The sequence below is a fragment of the Pseudorhodoferax soli genome (genome assembly GCF_003337555.1).
GTDB lineage: Bacteria > Pseudomonadota > Gammaproteobacteria > Burkholderiales > Burkholderiaceae_C > Pseudorhodoferax > Pseudorhodoferax soli.
The window spans coordinates 1,077,092-1,093,815 of the sequence record NZ_QPJK01000001.1; the positions used below are offsets into that span (position 1 = coordinate 1,077,092).

Annotated in this window: 16 protein-coding genes; 7 read left to right on the forward strand and 9 right to left on the reverse strand. The window is 68.3% G+C overall.

The genetic code is table 11. The features are described 5' to 3' along the window. Nucleotides 1–1,047 precede the first annotated feature (1,047 nt). Nucleotides 1,048–1,170 carry a hypothetical protein gene (locus DES41_RS39535; RefSeq protein WP_281277163.1) on the reverse strand — a complete coding sequence of 41 codons (123 nt, stop codon included), beginning with the start codon at nucleotides 1,168–1,170 and terminating at the stop codon, nucleotides 1,048–1,050. Nucleotides 1,171–1,669: 499 nt separating this feature from the next. Beyond that, on the reverse strand, nucleotides 1,670–1,981 hold the full coding sequence (locus DES41_RS04960; RefSeq protein ID WP_114466448.1) for an MTH1187 family thiamine-binding protein: 312 nt from the start codon (nucleotides 1,979–1,981) through the stop codon (nucleotides 1,670–1,672). Nucleotides 1,982–2,146: 165 nt separating this feature from the next. Between DES41_RS04960 and DES41_RS04965 the strand changes: the two genes are divergently transcribed. Beyond that, entirely contained in the window at nucleotides 2,147–3,409 is a 1,263-nt protein-coding gene (locus DES41_RS04965) for an amidohydrolase family protein (RefSeq protein ID WP_114466450.1), read from the forward strand. 3 nt (nucleotides 3,410–3,412) lie between these two features. Here the strand turns inward: DES41_RS04965 and DES41_RS04970 are convergent, their stop codons facing one another. Together DES41_RS04970 and DES41_RS04975 are read right to left on the reverse strand one after the other, a co-directional pair. Continuing rightward, nucleotides 3,413–5,059, reverse strand: coding sequence for a 3-(methylthio)propionyl-CoA ligase (locus DES41_RS04970; RefSeq protein WP_114466452.1), 1,647 nt, complete (start codon nucleotides 5,057–5,059; stop codon nucleotides 3,413–3,415). A 142-nt stretch (nucleotides 5,060–5,201) separates the two neighbouring features. After that, nucleotides 5,202–6,350, reverse strand: coding sequence for an ABC transporter substrate-binding protein (locus tag DES41_RS04975; RefSeq protein WP_245965599.1), 1,149 nt, complete (start codon nucleotides 6,348–6,350; stop codon nucleotides 5,202–5,204). Nucleotides 6,351–6,629: 279 nt separating this feature from the next. On the opposite strand from DES41_RS04975, the gene DES41_RS04980 reads away from it, so the two are divergent. Genes DES41_RS04980 through DES41_RS04990 form a run of 3 tightly spaced genes read left to right on the forward strand, consistent with a single transcriptional unit; the run spans nucleotide 6,630 to nucleotide 9,498 of the window. Further along, nucleotides 6,630–7,817 carry a CaiB/BaiF CoA transferase family protein gene (locus tag DES41_RS04980; protein WP_114466456.1) on the forward strand — a complete coding sequence of 396 codons (1,188 nt, stop codon included), beginning with the start codon at nucleotides 6,630–6,632 and terminating at the stop codon, nucleotides 7,815–7,817. Further along, complete coding sequence (locus DES41_RS04985; RefSeq protein WP_114466458.1) at nucleotides 7,814–8,485, forward strand: nitroreductase; 672 nt, start codon at nucleotides 7,814–7,816, stop codon at nucleotides 8,483–8,485. The genes DES41_RS04980 and DES41_RS04985 overlap by 4 nt, the downstream gene beginning before the upstream one ends. Nucleotides 8,486–8,529: 44 nt before the next feature. Further along, complete coding sequence (locus tag DES41_RS04990; RefSeq protein WP_114466460.1) at nucleotides 8,530–9,498, forward strand: Bug family tripartite tricarboxylate transporter substrate binding protein; 969 nt, start codon at nucleotides 8,530–8,532, stop codon at nucleotides 9,496–9,498. Between the two features lie 3 nt (nucleotides 9,499–9,501). On the opposite strand, the gene DES41_RS04995 is transcribed toward DES41_RS04990, so the two are convergent. The 5 genes from DES41_RS04995 to DES41_RS05015 are packed head-to-tail and all read right to left on the reverse strand — an operon-like array spanning nucleotide 9,502 to nucleotide 13,350. Then, nucleotides 9,502–10,404 (reverse strand): dihydrodipicolinate synthase family protein, encoded by a 903-nt coding sequence (locus DES41_RS04995; protein ID WP_114466461.1) that lies wholly within the window; start codon nucleotides 10,402–10,404, stop codon nucleotides 9,502–9,504. A gap of 25 nt (nucleotides 10,405–10,429) precedes the next feature. Continuing rightward, the gene (locus DES41_RS05000; protein ID WP_114466463.1) at nucleotides 10,430–10,948 is read right to left on the reverse strand and encodes a cupin domain-containing protein; all 519 of its coding nucleotides are present in this window, start codon (nucleotides 10,946–10,948) and stop codon (nucleotides 10,430–10,432) included. Nucleotides 10,949–10,973: 25 nt separating this feature from the next. Then, entirely contained in the window at nucleotides 10,974–11,726 is a 753-nt protein-coding gene (locus DES41_RS05005; protein ID WP_114466465.1) for an SDR family oxidoreductase, read from the reverse strand. Nucleotides 11,727–11,729: 3 nt separating this feature from the next. Continuing rightward, nucleotides 11,730–12,557 carry an aspartate dehydrogenase gene (locus DES41_RS05010; RefSeq protein WP_114466467.1) on the reverse strand — a complete coding sequence of 276 codons (828 nt, stop codon included), beginning with the start codon at nucleotides 12,555–12,557 and terminating at the stop codon, nucleotides 11,730–11,732. Next, on the reverse strand, nucleotides 12,550–13,350 hold the full coding sequence (locus DES41_RS05015) for an alpha/beta fold hydrolase (protein WP_114466469.1): 801 nt from the start codon (nucleotides 13,348–13,350) through the stop codon (nucleotides 12,550–12,552). Before DES41_RS05015 ends, DES41_RS05010 begins: the two co-directional genes overlap by 8 nt. A 404-nt stretch (nucleotides 13,351–13,754) precedes the next feature. Between DES41_RS05015 and DES41_RS05020 the strand changes: the two genes are divergently transcribed. From DES41_RS05020 to DES41_RS05030, 3 genes are read left to right on the forward strand one after another with little or no spacing between them, the layout of a single operon-like run. Next, the gene (locus tag DES41_RS05020; protein WP_114466471.1) at nucleotides 13,755–14,375 is read left to right on the forward strand and encodes a TRAP transporter small permease; all 621 of its coding nucleotides are present in this window, start codon (nucleotides 13,755–13,757) and stop codon (nucleotides 14,373–14,375) included. A 29-nt stretch (nucleotides 14,376–14,404) separates the two neighbouring features. Then, nucleotides 14,405–15,670 (forward strand): TRAP transporter large permease, encoded by a 1,266-nt coding sequence (locus tag DES41_RS05025; RefSeq protein ID WP_114466473.1) that lies wholly within the window; start codon nucleotides 14,405–14,407, stop codon nucleotides 15,668–15,670. Nucleotides 15,671–15,726: 56 nt separating this feature from the next. Beyond that, entirely contained in the window at nucleotides 15,727–16,722 is a 996-nt protein-coding gene (locus DES41_RS05030) for a TRAP transporter substrate-binding protein (RefSeq protein ID WP_114466475.1), read from the forward strand. The last annotated feature ends 2 nt before the right edge of the window (nucleotides 16,723–16,724 follow it).

Below are 16,724 nucleotides of genomic sequence, written 5' to 3' on the forward strand. Positions count from 1 at the left end.
GCAAACGAATCAACTGGTCGCCGGCGTTGCACGCGCTGTGGCGCCGCGCGGTGGTACCTGTTGGCACGTCGATGCGCGGGGACTGGTCACCCAAGGTCCATGGGGTGTGCACGTCACACGAGGGGAGATCCGTTGACGGGGATCAGGCGGCGCAGCGCCGGTCGAGCCGAACGCATGCGCATCGGATGCCGCGAGGGCATCGAGGGGGCTCCAGGCCCCATTGACGGACGCCGTCCAGCAGCGTCAGAGCCCGTCACTTCGGGCCGTCACTTCGCGCAGTCCGCCTTTTGATCAGGCGCAACGCGGACTTACCGCGTCGTCACTGTCAGCAAGCTTCCAGTGACGACGCGGAGGGCGCTGCAATGCAAAGGGCAGATGCCCAGACATCGCAGAACACGGGCGCCATCGGGTGGCGCACAGGATGCCGTCGCGCATGGCGCAACGACGCGAACGGCGGCACATGCCGCAGGTGGCTCTGCGCAGATCAAGTCTGCGTGGCAAGCCGAGGCCCGCGCAAGGCGAACTCGGCATCTCAGGCCGGCACGAAGGCACGGCGAATCTCCAAGGGCAGGTAACGACTGCGACGGCTGTTGGTGAGGACAGCGGCCTCATGGGAATCTCCACTATGCAACGCAGCACGGCGAAGTCAACGACCTGCCAGCGGATGCCACGGCCATCGTCGGCGTAGGCGGTCGTTTGCAGGTGGCGATTGATGCCGCCTCCTTGCCCCACGCGCCGCGCCGCCATACTCCGCCCAAACACAAACCCGACTGCTAGACTTCCCCCGTGCGCGCGCTGAACATCGATTGCCGCTCCATGCAGTCTCACCGCAGCTCAGGCCTCCTGTGGGGCAAATCGTGGGGGAAATGCAGTCCCCCAGGCCGATAGCCCACAGAGATCAAGCACTTGCAGCGCATCCCGCGCTTCAGGTGCAGAACATCGAGTGAAGTTCGTGGGGGTCTCGCGCGACCCGAGGCGCCGTGAGGCATCCCCACAAGTCCCTCGCCCGAGGCTCCGGTGGCGAGCCCGGCCTTGCTGGTGCTACGGTCAGGTGGCGTCCTTGTTCTTCTTCTTTTTTCCTTCGTCGTGGTGCCACTTGATGGCGCGGAACATGCAGGTTCCGAACACGAGAACCTTGAACACAATGAAGACGACAGGGACCCAATCCATGATTTCGCGTAGTTCCAGGCTTTGACTTGAGGCACGTGAGAAGAGACAGCGAACGCGAACGGCGTGCGCGCAAGCAGCGGGGGCTTCGTGGCTTGGCGCGTCTCAGTCAACGCGCAATGCGGCGGGCGGCGCGCTGCTTCTGCTGGTGCAGAACTTTGCGCCACCATCTGGTTCGGTACCAGATTCAGTTCTCCGGAAAAACGACGGATCAGATGGGCATGCCCAAAGGGCGTTCCTGAGCCGCGACGCCGAGCGCACCGAAGCCGAGCACGCCGTTCACCATGGCCAGCAACTGGGCTCCGACGTCTGAACCCTGCCACTCACGCGCCACGGAACCAACCGCCTTCGGGCGGTTTTTGCTTTTCCGGGTGGCTGACTTGTCCCCGCACGCCGTGGGCAAGGCTGTGGACAAGCACCGTGGAATCTCCCGAAATCCTTGCCCGGCGCGGGCTGCGACGCGGTGCCCGCACAACAGGCAGTCGTGCCCCGGAATCGGGATTCAGGTGTGCAGCTTGCGGCCCAGCAGCTGTTCCACCTTGGCCGTCTTGGCCTGCAGCCGGCCTGCCGGGCCTTCGCGCCAGTCCACCTTGAGGTGCAGGCCGATGCGCGTGCAGCCCACGGCGCGCAGGTGGTCGAAGCAGGCCTTCACGACGGCGAAGGTCTCGTCCCATTCGCCTTCGAGGATGGTGCCCATCGGCGTGAGCTGGTAGGGGACGCCGCTTTTGTCGATGAGGTCGATGATCTGGGCCACGTAGGCGCTCACGCTGTCGCCCTCGGCGCGTGGCGACATCTGAAATTCGAGCAGGACCATGGTTGTTCCTTGGGTTCAATCGGAGAGTTGCCGGCGGGCCACGCCACAGGCGCGGCGCCGCGGCACGATGCTACCCACACGCACCCTCGCCCCCTAGACTCGCGCTGCTGCGGCCAGGGGCATGCGCGCGCCCGGCCACGGCATTCCAACCACAAGGAGACACGCATGCTGACACGCCGCCACCTGCTGGCCTGCCCCGCCATCGCCCTTCCCGGCCTCTCCCTGGCCGCTATGGGCCCGAACGACAAGTTCGACCTGCTGATCCGCAACGCCAATGTGCTGGACCCATCGCAGAACCTGTCGGGCCGGCGCGATGTCGGCATCCGCCACGGGCTCGTCGCCGCGGTGGAGGCGTCCATCCCCCCGGAGCGCGCGCAGCGCGTGCTGGACGCCGGCGGCAAGCTCGTCACGCCGGGCCTGATCGACCTGCACGCGCACAGCTACCCCTACGGCTCGGCCATCGGCATCCCGGCCGACGAACTGGTGGCGCTGCAGGCCACCACCACGGTGGTCTCGGCGGGTGATGCCGGCGCCAACAATTTCGCCGCATTCCGCCGCTTCATCGCGCCGGGCTCGCGCACGCGGCAGTTCGCGTTTGTGCACATCGGCATCGTGGGGCTGGCCGGCTTTCCGGTGCCCGAGCTGTTCAACATCGACTACGCGCGGCCCGACGCGGCGGCCCGCGTGGTGGCGGAGAACGCCGACATGGTGCTCGGCGTGAAGGTGCGCATGAGCGAGAACGTGGTCGCGCGCCATGGCCTGGAGCCGCTCAAGCGCGCGATCGCGGCCTGCGAGATGGCCGGCGTGCCGGCGCGTGTGATGGCGCACATCGGCGGCGTGTCCGAGAAGGCGCTGATGTCGCAGATCCTGGACGCGCTGCGCCCCGGCGACGTGCTCACGCATTGCTACTCGGGCGCGCGCAACAACGCCGGCGAGGGCACGAACATCGTGCAGGACGGCAAGCTGCTGCCGGCCGCCCTGGAGGCCAAGCGCCGTGGCGTGCTGTTCGACATCGGCCACGGCGGCGGCAGCTTCGACTACACCATCGCCGAGGCCGCGATGGCCCAGGGCGCCCTGCCCGACACCATCTCCTCGGACATCCACGCCTTCTCCGGCAACACGCCGGGCATGCCCTACATGCCCTGGGTCATGAGCAAGCTGATCGGCCTGGGGCTGTCGCTGCCCGAGGTGGTGGCCATGTCCACGGCCGCGCCGGCGCGCGTGATCGGCCGCATCCCCAAGCACGGCACGCTGCAGGTCGGCGCGCCGGCCGACCTGTCGTTCCTGGATGTGGTGGAGGGCCCCGTCGAATTCGTCGACACCATGGGCAACAAGCGCAGCGGCAAGATGCACCTGAAGCCGGCCGGCACCGTGGTGGCCGGCGTGGCGTTCGGGCGGCCGTACCAGTCGCCGTTCAGCGTGCGCTGAGGCTCAGTCGGCCAGCTTGTAGTCCTTGAACTGCTGCCGCAGCTGCGTCTTGAGCAGCTTGCCGGTGGCCGTGTGCGGCAGGCTGTCGACGAAGACCACGTCGTCCGGCAGCCACCACTTGACGATGCGCTGGCCCAGGTGCTCCAGCACGCTCTGGCGGTCGACCTCGGCACCCGGGCGCTTGACCACCACCAGCAACGGGCGCTCCTGCCACTTGGGATGCGGCAGGCCGATCACGGCCGCCTCGGCCACACCGGGGTGGCTCATGGTGGCGTTCTCCACGTCGATCGACGAGATCCATTCGCCGCCCGACTTGATCACGTCCTTGGCGCGGTCCACGAGCTGCAGGAAGCCGTCGGTGTCGATGGTGGCCACGTCGCCGGTGCTGAAGTAGCCTTCCTCGTCGATGGGCGAGCCGCCCTCGCCCTTGAAGTAGCCGCTGGCGATCCACGGGCCGCGCACGCGCAGGTGGCCGAAGGCCTCACCGTCCCACGGCTGGACCTTGCCTTCGTCGTCGACGATCTTGAGGTCCACGCCCCAGACGCCACGCCCCTGCTTGAGCTTGACCTTCACGAGCTCCTCGCCAGCCATGCCATCGTGCTTGGGCAGCAGCTTGCTGATCACGCCGATCGGGCTGGTCTCGGTCATGCCCCAGCCCTGCACCACCTCGGCGCCGAACTGGTTCTCAAAGCGCTCCAGCATCGCCCGCGGCACCGCCGCCCCGCCGATGCCCACGCGGGTGATGCCCAGCTTCTTCGGGTCGATGTCGGGGTTGGCATCCAGGTACTGGAACAGCATGAGCCAGACCGTGGGCACGCCCTGCGAGAAGGTGACCTTCTCGTCGCGCATGAGCGTGTAGACGCTCTGGCCATCCAGGTGCGGGCCGGGCAGCACGAGGCGGCAGCCCACCATCGCGGCGGCGTACGGCGTGCCCCAGGCGTTGGCATGGAACATGGGGACGATCAGCATCACGGTCTCGCGCGAGCTCACGCCGAAGGTGTCGGGCGCCAACTCCATCAGCGTGTGCAGCATGGTCGAGCGGTGCGAGTACAGCACGCCCTTGGGGTTGCCCGTGGTGCCCGACGTGTAGCACAGCGACGAGGCCGTGCGCTCGTCGAATTCGGGCCAGGTGTAGGCGTCGCTCTCGCCGCCGATCAGGTCGTCCCAGCAGTGCAGATTGGGCACGTCGATCTTGGGCATGGCGTCCCGCGTGCACATGCACACGTAGGCCTTGACGGTCTTGAACTTGGGCGCCAGCTTCTCGACCAGCGGCGCGAAGCTGGTGTCGAAGAACATCACCTGGTCTTCGGCATGGTTGACGATGTAGTCGATCTGCTCGGGGAACAGCCGCGGGTTGACCGTGTGCAGCACGCTGCCAGTGCCCGAGACGCCGAAGTACAGCGCCAGGTGGCGGTAGCTGTTCCAGGCCAGGGTGCCCACGCGCTCGCCGGGCTGCACGCCCAGCTTGTGCAGGGCATTGGCCACCTTGCACGCCTCGCTGCGGATGCCGGCCCAGTCGGTGCGGTGGATGCCACCCTCGGGCAGGCGCGAGACGATCTCGGCCTTGGGGTGGAAGCGGGCCGCATGCTCGATCAGCGACGAGATCAGCAGTGGGCGGTCCTGCATCAGGCCGAACAGGGGGGATGCCATGGTGTGTTCCTCTTTTTTGTCGAATGCCGCCCGGGCCGCCCGGCGGTGTTCCGGGCATGTCCTGCGTTGCGGCGCGCAGGCATGCTAGGCGGGGGTGGCGCCGCAGGCGTCGTCGGAACGGACGATTGCGGCGCTCTGGGCCTCAGCGGCCCAGCACCGGCCCCATCGGCACGTAGCGCGTGCCGTCGAACTGCTGCGGCTGCATGCGCTCGATCGGGTGGAAGTCGTCCGCGCTGGTCTTGATGTCGATGCCGGGGTACAGCATGGGCAGCGTCATCGACAGGTTGGCCGCGATCTTCATGACGTTCTCGCGCGTGAGGTTGTCGCCGGCCTTGCGCAGCACGAACTCCAGCGTCTGGGCCGAGGAGTAGCCGAGCACGTTGAGCGAGTCGTTCGGATCGCCGCCCGGGTAGTACTTGGCCATCACGGCCAGATACTCCTGCACCTCTTTCGTGTCCTTGTAGTCGGCCGGGTCGCGCAGGTAGGCCGCCGAGATCACCCCCTTGGCGTTTTCGAAGCCGGCCGGCTTGAACACCGAGGTGACCGACTGCGACACGCTGGCCAGGTAGTGGGTGGGCTTCCAGCCGATCTCGGCCACCTTGCGGATGGCCTGGGCCGCGAACTTGGGCGTGGTGATCGAGAAGAACACGTCGGCACCGGAGGACTTGAGCGCCACCAGCTGGCTGTCCACGGTCGGGTCGGTCACCTCGTAGGTCTGCTGGGAGACGACCATGGTCTTGGCCTTGTCGCCCAGGCCGTCCATGAAGCCCTTGAGGTAGTCTTTCCCGAAGTCGTCGTTCTGCATCAGGATGCCGATCTTGGCGTTCGGCTTGGTCGACAGGATGTGCTGGGCGTAGATCGTGCCCTCGGCCTGGTAGGTCGGCTGCCAGCCCATGGTCCAGGGGAAGGCCTTGGGGTCGCCGAAGCGCGTCGCGCCCGTGGCCACGAACAGCTGCGGCACCTTCTTGGCGTTCATGTAGCGCTGGATCGCCATGTTGTGCGCCGTGCCCAGGGTGCCGAACAGCAGCAGCACCTCGTCCTGCTCGACCAGCTTGCGCGCCTGCTCCACGGTGCGCGAGGGCGTGTAGGCGTCGTCCAGCGAGAGGAAGTTGATCTTGCGTCCGTTGATGCCGCCCTCGGCGTTCAGTTTGGAGAAGTAGGCGTTGACGGCCTTGCCGATGGTGCCGTAGGCCGACACCGGGCCGCTGTAGGGCACCAGGTGGCCGATCTTGATCTCGGTGTCGGTGGCGCCTGTGTCGTACTTCTTCTGCGCCTGCACCGCACCGGCCATTGCCACGCCGACCGCCAAGGCCACACCGGCCTTGAGGAAACGGCGCAGCGGCCGCGAAACACCATGGTTCATATTCGAAGTCTCCCGCTGATCTGAGGGTGTTCCGGGCGGGCTGCCCAGGGAATCGGCCGCATCGTAGGCAGGCCCCTCAGGGGGGCACATCGTCGGAACGGACGATTGAGCGCGCCAGCGGGTTGACCCTAGGATGCGCGCGGCGGTGACAAGGATGCGGCAGGCCGCTGCGATCATCAGCGCACCACCCGTGATTCGAGGAGATCCATGTCCGCTTCCCCCCGCATGCTCGAAGGCCTGCGCGTCGTCGACCTGACCACCGTCATCTTCGGCCCCTACTGCACCCAGATCCTGGCCGACCTGGGCGCCGAGGTGATCAAGGTCGAGCCGCCCGAGGGCGACCACACCCGCATCATCGGCACGCCGGCCAAGACGCCCGGCATGAGCCCGGTGCACCTGCGCCTGAACCGAGGCAAGCGCTCGGTCGACTGGAACTTGAAGAGCGCCGACGGCCAGGCCGCCATGCGCGCGCTGCTGGCCACCGCCGACATCTTCGTGCACAACGTGCGCAGCGAGGCCATCGCCCGCGCCGGCCTGTCGTACGAGGACGTGTTGGCGATCAAGCCCGACATCCTGTACGTGCACTGCACCGGCTTCGACCAGCGCGGCCCCTACGCGGGGCTGCAGGCGTACGACGACATCATCCAGGCCGCCACCGGCGTGGCCTCGCTGCCGCCCAAGGTCGACGGCAACCCGGCGCCGCGCTTCGTGCCGATGACGATGGCCGACAAAGTGTCGGGCCTGCACGCGGCCTATGCCGTGATGGCCGGGGTGATCCACCGGCTGCGCACCGGCGAAGGCCAGCGCATCGAGGTGCCGATGTTCGAGTCCGTCGCCAGCTTCAACCTGCTGGAGCACCTGTGCGACGCCACCTTCGTGCCGCCCACCGGCCCGGCGCTGTACCCGCGCCAGATCGACCCGAGCCGCCAGCCCATGGCGACCCGGGACGGCTGGATCGCCATCGCGCCCTACATGGACGAGCGCTGGCTGCGCTTCTTCGCCGCGGCCGGCCATCCCGAGGCACTGGACCGGCCCGAGCTGGCCGACAAGGACCTGCGGCGCAAGAACATGAACCTGATGTACCAGGCCGCCGCGCGCATCCTGCCCGAGCGCAGCACCGACGAGTGGCTGGAAATCCTGCGCGGGGCCAACGTGCCGGCCATGCGCGTGAACGAGGTGCAGGACCTGCCCAACGATCCGCAACTGATTGCCAGCGGCCTGTTCAAGACGCGGACCCATCCGACCGAGGGCGACTACCTGGAGGTGGGCCCGCCGGTGCGCTTCTCCGCCTACGACTGCGCCCAGCGCGCACACGCGCCGCATGCCGGCGAGCACAGCGCCGAACTGGCGCGCGAACTGGGTGTGGCCGTGCCCGCCCGTGGAGAAAAGAAATGAATGTGAATGAAGCCATCGCCAGTCGCCGTTCGGTGCGCGCCTTCCAGCCCACGCCGGTGCCGGGCGAGGTGATCCGCCGCGTGCTCGAGCGCGCCCTGCGCGCGCCCTCGGGCGGCAACCTGCAGCCCTGGCACCTGCACGCCGTGGGCGGCGAGCGGCTCGATGCGCTCAAGGCCATCATGCGCGAGCGCGTGCAGCAGGCCCCCGGCGGCGAGGCCAGGGAATACAGCGTCTACCCCGAGAACCTGCCCTCGCCCTACCGCGACCGGCGCTTCGCCGTGGGCGAGGCCATGTACGCCAGCCTGGGCATCCCGCGCGACGACAAGCCCGCGCGGCTGCGCTGGTTCGCGCGCAACTTCCAGTTCTTCGAGGCGCCGCTGGCGCTGTTCTGCACGGTCGACCGGCTGATGGGCCCGCCGCAATGGTCCGACCTGGGCATGCTGCTGCAAAGCGTGATGCTGCTGCTGCGCGAAGAGGGCCTGGACAGCTGCGCGCAGGAGTGCTGGGCGCTGTACCCCAAGACGATCGGCGACTTCCTGGAGCTGCCCGAGGGCCGCATGCTGTTCTGCGGCATGGCGATCGGCTATGCGGACCGCAGCCACGCGGTGGATGCGCTGGAGACCGCGCGCGCACCGCTGGCCGAGGTGGCGAGCTTCCACGGCATCTGAGCGGCCGACCACGACAACAACAACAACGACAACGAGGAGACCCCATGCACACCACCCGCCGCGCCCTGCTGGCGCTGGCCACCGGCCTGGCCTGCACTGGCGCCCTGGCCCAGGGCGCCTGGCCCGACAAGCCCATCCGTCTCGTCGTGCCCTACGCCGCCGGTGGTGCCACCGACGGCTTCGCGCGCATCGTGGCCGAGGGCGTGGGCAAGCGCCTGGGCCAGAGCGTGGTGGTGGACAACCGGCCCGGGGCCAATGGCGGGCTGGGCCTCACCGCCGTGCAGCGCGCGCCCGCCGACGGCTACACCGTGCTGTTCACGCTGACCTCCATCGTGCAGAACCCGCTGCTCTACGCCAACGTGGGCTACGACCCGTTCAAGGACTTTGCCCCCGTGTCCGAGGCCGGCCGCCTGCCCATCGTGTTCACCGTGAGCACCAAGCTGGGCGTGGATTCGCTGGCCGGCTTCGTCGACAAGGCGCGCGCCGCGCCCGGTAAGCTGTCGTACGGCTCGTTCGGCGCCGGCTCCAGCGCCCACCTGTACATGGAGCTGCTGCAGGACGCCGCCGGCATCCAGCTGCTGCACGTGCCCTACAAGGGCGAGGCGCCAGCCATCACCGAGTTGCTCGGCGGGAGTGTGGACGCGGTGTTCGTCTCCGCGCGCGGCGTGTCGCCACACGTGGCGGCCGGCAAGGCCAGGTCCATCGCCGTGGTCGGCACCGCGCGCGCGCCGCTGGCCGCCGATGTGCCCACCTTCCGCGAGCAGGGCTACCAGGCCATGGACCTGGTCGGCTGGTTCGGCATGTTGGTGCCGGCCGGCACGCCCGCGCCCATCGTGCAGCGCATCTCCGATGCCGTGGCCGAGGTCGTCAAGGACCCCGCGCAGAAGCAGCGCATCGAGGCCCTGGGCGTGATCCCGGTGGGCAGCACGCCAGAGCAGCTGACGCAGACCATGCGCGCCGACCAGGCGGTGTGGGGCCGGGTGATCAAGGACAAGAACATCCGGTTGGAGTGAGGCTCAGCCCAGCGCCTTGAGATCAGCCAGCGTCTTGCGCACGATGGCCAGCGTGCGTTCGCGCTCCTCGCCCACCAGCGGCAGGCGCGGCGGCTTGACGGTCTCGGGGTAGCCGGCGATCACGTTCTCGGCCAGCTTGATGTACTGCACCAGCTTGACGTGCGTGTCGAGGTGGAACAGCGCGATCAGCGCCTGGTAGAGCTTGCGCGCACTGGCGAAATCCCCGGAGTTGGCCAATTCCAGCAGCCGCACCGATTCCTTGGGCAGCGCGTTGGCCATGCCCGAGACCCAGGCCTGGGCGCCCAACGCGGCGCTCTCGACGATCAGGTCGTCCACGCCGCAGACCACGTTGAGCCGCGTGCCGAAGCGTGCCAGCAGGTCGGTCACGCGCGTGGTGTCGTAGCTCTCCTCCTTGATGGCCACGATGTTGGGCTCTTCCAGCATCTCCACCAGCAGGTCGGGCGTGAGGTCCACGCCATAGCCGCGCGGGTTGTTGTACAGCAGGATCTGCAGCCCGCTGGCCTGGGCCACGCTGCGGTAGAAGGCCACGGTCTCGCGCGCGTCCGACTTGTAGGTGAGACCGGGGAAGACCATCAGGCCATCCACGCCGATCTGCTCGGCCTTCTTCGCGAAGGCGATGGCGCGCTCGCTGCTGGTCTCGGCCAGACCGGAGATCACGGGCACGCGGCCGGCCACGGTCTCCTTGCCGATGCGCAGCACCTCGAGCTTCTCCTCGGGCGAGAGCGAGGCGTTCTCGCCCACCATGCCCATCAGCACCACGCCGGCGACGCCGTTGGCGATCAGGCGCTCCAGGCCGTCGCGGATGGCGGCCTCGTCGAGCGAGAAGTCGGGCTTGAGCTTGGTCGTGACGGCGGGGAAAACGCCTTTCCATTGGATCTTGGTCATGTATCGGTCCTATTGGGTGGAGAAATCAGGCGTGGGGCGGCGGCGCGAAGACGGTATTGGCCTCGATCTGCAGCACGTCCGACGGACGCGCGAAGGGCTCGGGCGCGGCTTCGCCGGCCTGCCGCGCACGCCCGATGGCGGCGAAGAAATCCTCCAGTCCGCCGGGCATGAAGAACCAGACCCACTGCAGCTCGGTGTCGCCGTCGTTGATGAAGGTGTGGGGCACGTTGTGGCCCATGTACAGCGTGGCGCCGGGCGCCATGCGGTGCGTCTCGCCGCCGATCTCGGCGCGGCCCTGGCCGCGCAGCACGTAGAACACCTCTTCGCTGGTGTCGTGTGCGTGCAGGCGCACGCGGCCACCGGGCGGCAGCGTCTGCGTTCCCATCGAGAAGCGGTGGACGCTGCGGATGTTCTTCTCCGACAGGATGCACTCGGCATGGCCGTTGGCCGGCACCGGCTGCCAGAAGGTCGGGGCGGCACCGGCCGGCACGGCCAGCGCATCGCCATGCGGCTCGTCGAAGGAAATGCGTGGGGTCTGGGTCATCGTGGTCTCCCTGAAATGGCGCGGCTCACCAGGCGGTGAAGCCGCCATCCACCGTGAACATGGCGCCGGTGGCGAACGAGGCTTCGTCCGAGGCCAGCCACAGCATCATGGTGGCGATCTCGACGGGCTGGCCCATGCGGTTGATCGGCGAGCGCGCCTCCAGCCCCTTCTTGAAGGCCACCGGATCGGGCACCTGCTCGAACATGCGGTCGTAGTAGCTCGATGCGATCACGCCGGGCGCGACGCTGTTCACGCGGATGCCGTCGACCGCATGGTCCAACGCCATCGCCCGCGTCAGCGCGGCGACGCCGCCCTTGGCCGCCACGTAGGCGGCGCGGTCCTTGATGCCGACGACCGAGATGGTCGAAGCCATGTTGATGATTGAACTGCTGCCGCGCCGGCGCAGGTGCGGCACGGCGTACTTGGAGCACAGGAACACGCCCTTAAGGTCCACCGCCATCAGCGCGTCCCATGCGTCTTCTTCCAGTGTCTCCACGGTGCCCAGGCAGCCGAAGCCGGCGTTGTTGACCAGCACGTCGAGCCCGCCGAAGCGCGCCACGCACAGCTCGACCATGGCCTGCACCTCGGCCGCCTTGGACACGTCGGCCGTGCAGGCCAGCGCGCTGTCACCCAGGCGCGCGGCGACGCGCTCGGCCAGCGCGCCGTCGCGGTCGGCCACCAGCACCTTGGCGCCCTCCTTGACGAAGAGCTCGGCCGTGGCCTCGCCGATGCCGGCGCCGGCACCCGTGATCAGCGCCACCTTGTTGTGAAGTCGCATAAGTCAGCTCCAGTCGGAGGGATGGATGGAAAAGGGGTTGAAGTGCGCGTGCAGCGCCGCTTCGATGCTCAGCGCGGCGAGCCACGAGGTCTTGGGGTTGTCGGGCAGCGGCGCATTGGCCAGCCGCAGCGACAACGTGCCGAAGACGCCTTCCGCGTGCAGCTCGTGCACGTTGGCGTCCACCCGCGGGTCGGCGATCAGCGTGACGGCGGTGCGTTCGAAGCCGGCGCCGGCCAGCGCCACGGCGGCTGTCACGTTGGCGTTCTTCGGGTAGGCGCGGGAGGCCTCGGCGGCATGGCCTTCGAAGACCACGGTGGGCATGCGCACCTCGGCCAGCATGCAGCGCGCCTCGGCCGGCGTGCCGGCCCAGGCCAGCGGCGGCTTGCGGCCGGTGTAGCGCACGCTGTGCAAGCCGGCCCGGCGCGCGGCGCGCAGCGCGTCGAGCCCGCCGATGGCGCCCGACACCACGATGGGCCGCGCCTGGCCCGCACCTGCGGCCTCTTCGATGGCGCTGCGCACGCCGGCATCGCCGAGCGCGCCGACGGACGCGATCACCACATCGCAGCCAGCGCGCAGCAGTGCCGGCACGGCCTGCGCGACGACCGCATGGCCGGCACATTCGATGGCGAGTTCAGGCCGCCAGGCGAGCAGCGCCTCCAGCTCGGAGAAGACGGCCAACGCCGCGCCGTCGTCGGGCACGGTCTTGCCTGGCCGCACCAGCGCCGCGAGGGTGGCATCCGGCGCCAGCCGCTCCCGCAGCGCGGCCTCTACGCGCTGGCCGATGGCGCCACGACCCAGCAGAGCGATGCGCTGGGGCTTGCGTTCAGCCATGGCCGCGCAGGAAGCGGGCGAGCGCCTCGGCATAGTCGGCAGGCCGCGTGGCCGGCACGAAATGCCCGCCGTCGAGCTGCAGCAGCTGCGCGTGCGGTATGCGTTGCGCCAGGTCGTGCGCATGGTGGAAGGGCACGATCTGGTCGTCCGCCGCACCGACGACCAGCGTCGGCTGTGCGATGCGGGGCAACTCGTCGGCGCGCTCGTAGCCGAGCAGCATGTCGATGCGCTCGGCGGTCAGCGCATTGCGGCTGGCGTCGCCCTGGGGCCACGGCGGCACGTCGGCCCCGGCCAGTTCGCGGTCGTACCAGGTGGGCGGGTAGCCCAGCAATTGGCCCAGCACGGCGTAGGCGCCCTCGCCCGCACGCTCGAGCACCACGCGGCGCAGCGCGAACAGGTCGCGGAAATGGCGGTCGGGCCGGGCCCAGGTGCTGCTGAGCACCACCGACTGCAGGCGCGCTGGCGCATCGAGCGCCAGCGCCTGCGCCACCAGCCCGCCCGTGGAATGGCCGACACAGCTGAACTGCCGGATGCCCTGCGCGTCCAGCAGTTCCAACACCGCGGCCGCGATGCTGCCGATGGCCTGCGCGCCGCGCGGAGCCGAGCCACCCACGCCCGGGTGGTCGAAGCTCAGCACATGCCAGTCGCGCGCCAGGATCTGCGCCACAGGGCGCCAGAAGCGGCCCAGCCCGCCCAGGCCGGCGACGAGCACCAGCGTGGGCCCGGCGCCGACGGACTCGAAGGCCAGCGGCGGCGTGGCGGATGCGGACAGAGCGGGATCGGCAGGATGCATGGCGACGCAAAGCCTGGTTGGTTCGGCAGTTCAATGTAATCGATTACAGCAAAGTGACGCAAGCTTTTTCGGCGATGTTCCGTTACGGTGCGCAGCCCGCCCGGCCTTGGTGCCGGAGCACCAAAAGAAGCGCAACACCATTGGAGAATGGCAGTCGATGGCGCACGTGCCTGCCGCAAAATCTTCCGGCACGCAAGATGGCAAGCACTGGCACCAAATCTGCTTCGAGCTTCCTAAGCTTGTAATCCTTTACAGCGCCAGCTTCCGGCACCTCGACGCATGGTGGCCCCGGCGCCGACTTTTTTGTGCGCCATGCCGCGACCGACAAAGTTCTGGCCTGCTTTTTGCAGCAGTTTTGTAATCGATTACAGCGTCTCGACGCGACTCGCCTTGAAAGGTCTGCGATGAATGCCACCGCCAACACAGCCGCCCCGCCAGTGCCGCTCCAGCAGTTGCCCATGGGCCTGGCGCTGCGCGTGCTGTTCCGCGCCAGCCGCTGGATGAACGCTGGCCTGCGCCACCTGGTGGGCGCCATGCTCTGCACCATGGTGCTGGTGGTGTTCGTGCAGATCCTCGTGCGCTTCCTGCTGCCGCGCCTGGGCATCACCGTGTCGGTGCCCTGGTCGGAAGAGCTGGCGCGCTACCTCATGGTGTGGTGCATCTTCCTGGGGGCCGCGGTGGCCTCGCGCGCCGGCGACCTGATCGCGGTGGAGTCACTCGTCGATGCGCTGCCCGCGCGCATCGGCTGGCGCCTGAAGATGGTCTCGTACGTCGCCACCATCGCCTTCCTCGCCACGTTGGTCTGGCTGGGCTGGCGCTGGGTCGAGTTCGGCGAAGGCGAAAGCTCAACCGTCATGAACCTGCCGATGTCCTGGGTCTACCTGGCGCTGCCGGTGGGCGCGGCGCTGACCATCGTGAACATCCTGACCCGCCTGCTCGAAGGCGTGGTGCGCCAGCGCGCGCTGGGCGATGCGCCGCAGGCCGAGCCGGTCGCGCCGCCGGCCGGCGAGCCGTCGCTGGTCTGAACCCACCCCATGCTTTCCAGGAGAACCCCATGCTGATATTCGGCTCCATGGCGATCACGCTCGCACTGTCGATCCCGATCTTCGCGGTGATGGGCATCTGCGCCATCCTCGCGCTGCACAACGTCAAGATGGACCTGATCACGGTGCCGCAGAACGTGTTCGAGGCGCTGGATTCGTTCGCGCTGCTGGCCGTGCCGTTCTACGTGCTGGCCGGCAACCTCATGAAGTCCGGCGGCATCTCGCGCCGGCTCATCGCGCTGGCCATCGCGCTGGTCGGCTGGATCCGTGGTGGCGTGGGCGCGGCCTCGGTGCTGACCTGCATGTTCTTCTCGACCATGTCGGGCTCCTCGTCGGCCACCACCGCAGCAGTGGGCGGCACCATGATCCCGGCGATGGAAGACAAGGGCTATCCCAAGCCCTTCGCCGCCGCGCTGGTCGCGGTGGGCGGCGAACTCGGCGCCATCATCCCGCCCTCGCTGCCCATGGTCATCTACGGCCTGGTGGCCAACGTGTCGATCGGCAGCCTGTTCATCGCCGGCATCCTGCCGGGCATCTTCGTCGGCCTCACGCTGATGCTGGCCGTCTGCGCGATGGCCAAGCTCAAAAACTTCGACGAGGTCAAGCGCGTGTCGCCGCGCGAATGGCTGCACGGCTTGGGCAAGGCCGGCGGCGAGGCGGCGCTGGCGCTGCTGATGCCCGTCATCATCCTGGGCGGCATCTACTCGGGCGTCTTCACCGCGACCGAGGCCTCGGTGGTCGCGGTGGTCTACGGTCTGGTGATCGGCGCGTTCGTCTACAAGGAGATCCGGCCCAAGGACCTGGTCGCCATCTTCAACGAATCGGCCGTCATGACCGGCATGGTCATGCTGATCGTAGGCTTCGCCGCGCTGTTCGGCTACGCGCTGACCGTGAACCGTGTGCCGCACTACCTGGGCGAGCTGATCGGCCACATCGCCAGCGGCCCCATCGTGTTCCTGCTGCTCGTGAACGTGACGCTGTTCGTCATCGGCACCTTCATGGAGGCGCTGGCCACCATCCTGATCCTGGGCCCCATCCTGGCGCCGATCGCGCAGACCTACGGCATCGACCCGGTGCACTTCGGCATCGTCATGATCATCAACGTGGCCACCGGCATGGTCACGCCGCCGGTGGCCGTCAACCTGACCATCGCCAGTCAGATCTCCGGCGTCTCCATGGACGCGATGACGCGGCCCTTGCTGGTCTTCCTCACCGTGCTGACGCTGGACGCGCTGGTCATCAGCTTCGTGCCGGCGCTCTCGCTGGGCCTGCTCTGAGCCCCGGCGCCCACTCTTCCATCCGCCCCTCCCTCCCCCTTCACAAGGAACGATCCATGACCTTCCGTTTTGCACGCCTCGTAGGCACGCTGGCCTGCGCGTTCGGCCTGACCGGCCTCTCTGGCTTGGCCACCGCGCAGACCGCCGAGATGTCGGTCGGCCACGTGCTGGCCACCGCCAGCCACTACCACGCCGCCGCCGCCAAGTTCTCCGAGGTGGTGAACCAGAAGTCCAAGGGCGCGATCAAGGCCACCGTGTTCCCGGGCGGCCAGCTCGGAGGCGAGGTCAAGATGCTGCAGTCCGCACGCACCGGCACGCTCGACGTGGTGGTCACGGGCGAAGCCCCGCTGGAGGGCTTCGCCAAGGAGTTCGCGGTGTTCTCGTTCCCCTACCTGTTCAGCAGCGTGGACCAGATCAACGGCGTGCTGCAGGGCCCCATCGGCCGCGGCATGCTGGACTTGCTGCCCAAGTACAACCTCGTCGGCCTGGGCTTCATCTCGGCGCTGGAGCGCAACATCTTTACCAACGGCAAGGTGGTCAACACCGTGGCCGACATGAAGGGCCTGAAGATCCGCGTGATCCAGGGCCCCGGCTACGTCAAGGCCTACCAGGCGCTGGGCGCGCAGCCCACGCCGATGGCCTACACCGAGCTGTACACAGCGCTGCAGAACGGCGCGGTGGATGCGGCCGAGAACTCGCCCGACGTGTTCCTGCAGGACCGCTTCATCGAGGTTTCCAAGACCTACGCCAACCTCAAGATCATGTACATGCCGGCCGTCATCGTGATGTCCAAGGCCAAGTACGACGCGCTCTCGCCCGAGATGCAGAAGGTGGTGCAGGAAGCCACGGCCGAGGCCATCGCGTTCGCCACGGCGCAGTACAAGAAGGATTACGCCGACGCGTTCGCCGCGATGAAGAAGACCGGCGTGAAGATCGTCGAGCCCGACCTCAAGCCCTTCATGGAAGTGGGCCGCTCGGTGCACGGCGATCTGCTGGGCGAGTTCCCGATGGCCAAGCCCTGGTACGAGAAGATCGTCGCCGCGACGAAGTGAGC

Bases quoted from the DNA above. Each gene is read 5' to 3' on its own strand.
- DES41_RS39535 (WP_281277163.1), bottom strand. From the start codon at position 1,170: ATGGATTGGGTCCCTGTCGTCTTCATTGTGTTCAAGGTTCTCGTGTTC.
- DES41_RS04960 (WP_114466448.1), bottom strand. From the start codon at position 1,981: ATGGTCCTGCTCGAATTTCAGATGTCGCCACGCGCCGAGGGCGACAGC.
- DES41_RS04965 (WP_114466450.1), top strand. From the start codon at position 2,147: ATGCTGACACGCCGCCACCTGCTGGCCTGCCCCGCCATCGCCCTTCCC.
- DES41_RS04970 (WP_114466452.1), bottom strand. From the start codon at position 5,059: ATGGCATCCCCCCTGTTCGGCCTGATGCAGGACCGCCCACTGCTGATC.
- DES41_RS04975 (WP_245965599.1), bottom strand. From the start codon at position 6,350: ATGGCCGGTGCGGTGCAGGCGCAGAAGAAGTACGACACAGGCGCCACC.
- DES41_RS04980 (WP_114466456.1), top strand. From the start codon at position 6,630: ATGTCCGCTTCCCCCCGCATGCTCGAAGGCCTGCGCGTCGTCGACCTG.
- DES41_RS04985 (WP_114466458.1), top strand. From the start codon at position 7,814: ATGAATGTGAATGAAGCCATCGCCAGTCGCCGTTCGGTGCGCGCCTTC.
- DES41_RS04990 (WP_114466460.1), top strand. From the start codon at position 8,530: ATGCACACCACCCGCCGCGCCCTGCTGGCGCTGGCCACCGGCCTGGCC.
- DES41_RS04995 (WP_114466461.1), bottom strand. From the start codon at position 10,404: ATGACCAAGATCCAATGGAAAGGCGTTTTCCCCGCCGTCACGACCAAG.
- DES41_RS05000 (WP_114466463.1), bottom strand. From the start codon at position 10,948: ATGACCCAGACCCCACGCATTTCCTTCGACGAGCCGCATGGCGATGCG.
- DES41_RS05005 (WP_114466465.1), bottom strand. From the start codon at position 11,726: ATGCGACTTCACAACAAGGTGGCGCTGATCACGGGTGCCGGCGCCGGC.
- DES41_RS05010 (WP_114466467.1), bottom strand. From the start codon at position 12,557: ATGGCTGAACGCAAGCCCCAGCGCATCGCTCTGCTGGGTCGTGGCGCC.
- DES41_RS05015 (WP_114466469.1), bottom strand. From the start codon at position 13,350: ATGCATCCTGCCGATCCCGCTCTGTCCGCATCCGCCACGCCGCCGCTG.
- DES41_RS05020 (WP_114466471.1), top strand. From the start codon at position 13,755: ATGAATGCCACCGCCAACACAGCCGCCCCGCCAGTGCCGCTCCAGCAG.
- DES41_RS05025 (WP_114466473.1), top strand. From the start codon at position 14,405: ATGCTGATATTCGGCTCCATGGCGATCACGCTCGCACTGTCGATCCCG.
- DES41_RS05030 (WP_114466475.1), top strand. From the start codon at position 15,727: ATGACCTTCCGTTTTGCACGCCTCGTAGGCACGCTGGCCTGCGCGTTC.